The sequence below is a fragment of the Bacillus sp. LR_5 genome (assembly GCF_042709275.1).
Genome location: NZ_JAVAXX010000474.1, coordinates 1 through 3,104, shown reverse-complemented (window position 1 = coordinate 3,104; position 3,104 = coordinate 1). Strand labels below are relative to the sequence as shown.

Here is a 3,104-nt window from a genome sequence, read left to right as displayed (position 1 = left end):
GCAGGAGGTGACGTTTACAAGATAATTAGTTTATCGTGTATGAAGAAGCGTTTCTTTCTCCTCATCCGTCCAGCTGACAGCCTTGCCGTTTTCCTTTGAGACTTGAACCATCACGACTGCCCCGGTGAAGCAGGGTTCGCCTTCGAGGTTCTCTCCGAGATAGTGCAAGGTAAGAGATGAACTGCCGACTGCGCTTGTTTTCACATAGATGCGCAACTCTTCATAAGGCATGACTTGGCGCAAATAATCGCATTGCTGGCTTGCCACGACTGTCATGGTCTGTTTGTTTTCACTCATCATATTCAGCTGTTTAAAATAAGAAATCCGCGCCTCCTCAAAATATATAAAAGGGGTTACATTATTCATATGCCCAAACATGTCTGTCTCGGAAAATCTTACGGATACCTCATTAAAAAAAGAAAAGGATGTTTTCCACTCTTGAAACGGCATATCAATATAAGCGGGAAGCTTCATCTTTTTTCATCTCCTTATTGTTTAAAAAAACCTCTCCCATGCGGAAGAGGTTTTTTCTTCTTATACTCTGTCGCTTCCGAAGAAATTGCGGAACGCTTGTAAGTTTGTATCTCTATTCAAGGCTGCAATCGAAGTGGTAAGCGGAATCCCCTTCGGACAGGATTGAACACAGTTTTGCGAGTTGCCGCAATCTGCAAGGCCGCCTTCATCCATTAATGCTTCTAATCGTTCAGATTTATTCATGGCGCCTGTCGGATGCGCGTTAAACAGGCGGACTTGCGACATCGGTGCAGGCCCCATGAACTTCGATTTGCTGTTCACATTCGGGCAAGCTTCGAGGCAGACGCCGCATGTCATGCATTTTGATAATTCATATGCCCATTGACGGCGTTTTTCCGGCATTCTCGGCCCCGGTCCTAAATCGTACGTACCGTCAATCGGTATCCACGCTTTTACTTTTTTCAATGAATCAAACATTCTGCTGCGATCAACCTGCAAATCACGAACAACTGGGAATGTTTTCATTGGTTTTAAACGGATCGGCTGTTCAAGCTGGTCGATAAGCGCCGTGCAAGACTGGCGGGGTTTTCCGTTTATGACCATTGAACATGCGCCGCATACTTCCTCAAGACAGTTCATATCCCATGTGACAGGGGTTGTCTTCTCACCTTTGACATTAACCGGATTCCGGCGGATTTCCATCAGAGCGGAAATGACGTTCAGATTCGGGCGGTATGGAATCTCAAATTCTTCATCGTAAGGCGTGCTGTCGGCTGTATCTTGACGTGTGATAATAAATCGTATGGTTTTTTGTTCACTCATGATTATTTCGCCACCTTCTTCTTCGAGTAATCCCGTTTCCGAGGCGTTATCAGTGATACATCGACATCCTGATACTCAAATTCCGGCGCTTCATACGGGCTTACATGTTTAGCCATTGTTGTTTTGAGCCATTCGTCATCATTACGTTCAGGATAATCCGGTTTATAATGGGCGCCCCGGCTTTCATTACGGTTGTATGCGCCAAGGGTAATCACCCTAGCAAGCTGAAGCATGTTTGAGAACTGGCGTGTGAACATCGCTCCCTGGTTGCTCCATTTTGTCGTGTCATTGATGTTGATCTTTTTGAAGCGCTCCATTAACTCCTGAATTTTGTCATCCGTTTTCAAAAGCTTGTCATTATGGCGGACAACCGTTACGTTCGCCGTCATCCACTCACCGAGCTCTTTGTGAAGAACATAGGCATTTTCGGTTCCGTCCATACTCATAATGTCAGCCCATTTTTCTTCTTCTTTCTTAACGTGAGCGTCGAATAAAGATGAAGACATGTCTTCCGCTGAAGATTCTAAGCCGTTTACATATTTCACCGCATTCGGTCCGGCCACCATGCCTCCGTAAATCGCAGACAGCAAGGAGTTTGCTCCCAAGCGGTTGCCGCCGTGCATAGAATAATCACATTCCCCAGCCGCAAACAGTCCAGGGATGTTTGTCATTTGATCGTAATCCACCCATAAACCGCCCATAGAATAATGGACCGCCGGGAAGATTTTCATTGGAAGCTTACGCGGGTCGTCTCCCATGAATTTCTCATAAATCTCAATGATGCCGCCAAGCTTAATATCAAGCTCTTTCGGATCTTTATGAGACAGATCGAGATATACCATGTTTTCACCGTTAATGCCGAGCTTCTGGTTCACACACACATCAAATATTTCGCGTGTCGCAATATCACGCGGCACCAGGTTTCCGTATGCCGGATATTTTTCCTCTAGGAAATACCATGGTTTGCCGTCTTTATATGTCCACACGCGACCGCCTTCACCACGCGCTGATTCACTCATCAGTCTTAATTTGTCATCGCCCGGTATGGCTGTCGGGTGGATTTGAATGAATTCTCCGTTTGCATAATACGCTCCCTGCTGATAAACGATTGATGCAGCAGATCCTGTATTAATCATGGAGTTCGTTGATTTTCCAAAGATGATTCCCGGTCCGCCCGTCGCCATAATGACAGCGTCTGAACGGAAGGATTCAATTTGCATGTTTGTCAGGTTTTGTGCAACAATTCCGCGGCAGGTTCTGTCATCATCTAAAACAGCGCCAAGGAATTCCCAGCCTTCGTATTTTGTGACCAGACCCGCAACTTCGTATCTGCGCACTTGCTCGTCCAGTGCGTAAAGCAGCTGCTGTCCCGTCGTCGCACCAGCATAAGCAGTTCTGTGGTGCTGTGTACCCCCGAATCGGCGGAAATCAAGCAGGCCTTCAGGCGTCCGGTTAAACATGACGCCCATCCGGTCTAATAAGTGGATGATAGAAGGCGCCGCTTCACACATCGCCTTGACTGGCGGCTGGTTGGCAAGAAAGTCTCCCCCGTATACCGTGTCATCAAAATGTTCCCACGGAGAGTCACCTTCCCCTTTTGTATTGACCGCTCCGTTTATGCCGCCTTGCGCACAAACCGAATGAGAACGTTTGACAGGAACGATGGAAAACAACTTAACCGCCATTCCTGATTCCGCTGCTTTAATTGTCGCCATGAGGCCGGCAAGACCCCCGCCGACTACGATAATGCTTGATTGACTCATGATAGCCCCTCTCCCTCTAGTAATCTAGTACTCTTAAACAAATGC

The 3,104-nt window shown here is 47.0% G+C and carries 3 protein-coding genes; all 3 read right to left on the bottom strand.

Annotated features, from left to right (window positions below):
* Positions 1 to 30: 30 nt before the first annotated feature.
* The 3 genes from RAC86_RS37245 to sdhA are packed head-to-tail and all read right to left on the bottom strand — an operon-like array spanning position 31 to position 3,059.
* Complete coding sequence (locus tag RAC86_RS37245) at positions 31 to 474, bottom strand: acyl-CoA thioesterase (RefSeq protein WP_377886816.1); 444 nt, start codon at positions 472 to 474, stop codon at positions 31 to 33.
* 60 nt (positions 475 to 534) lie between these two features.
* Positions 535 to 1,296, bottom strand: coding sequence for a succinate dehydrogenase iron-sulfur subunit (gene sdhB / locus RAC86_RS37240; RefSeq protein WP_003229569.1), 762 nt, complete (start codon positions 1,294 to 1,296; stop codon positions 535 to 537).
* 2 nt (positions 1,297 to 1,298) lie between these two features.
* Entirely contained in the window at positions 1,299 to 3,059 is a 1,761-nt protein-coding gene (gene sdhA / locus RAC86_RS37235; RefSeq protein ID WP_003229567.1) for a succinate dehydrogenase flavoprotein subunit, read from the bottom strand.
* Between the last annotated feature and the right edge of the window lie 45 nt (positions 3,060 to 3,104).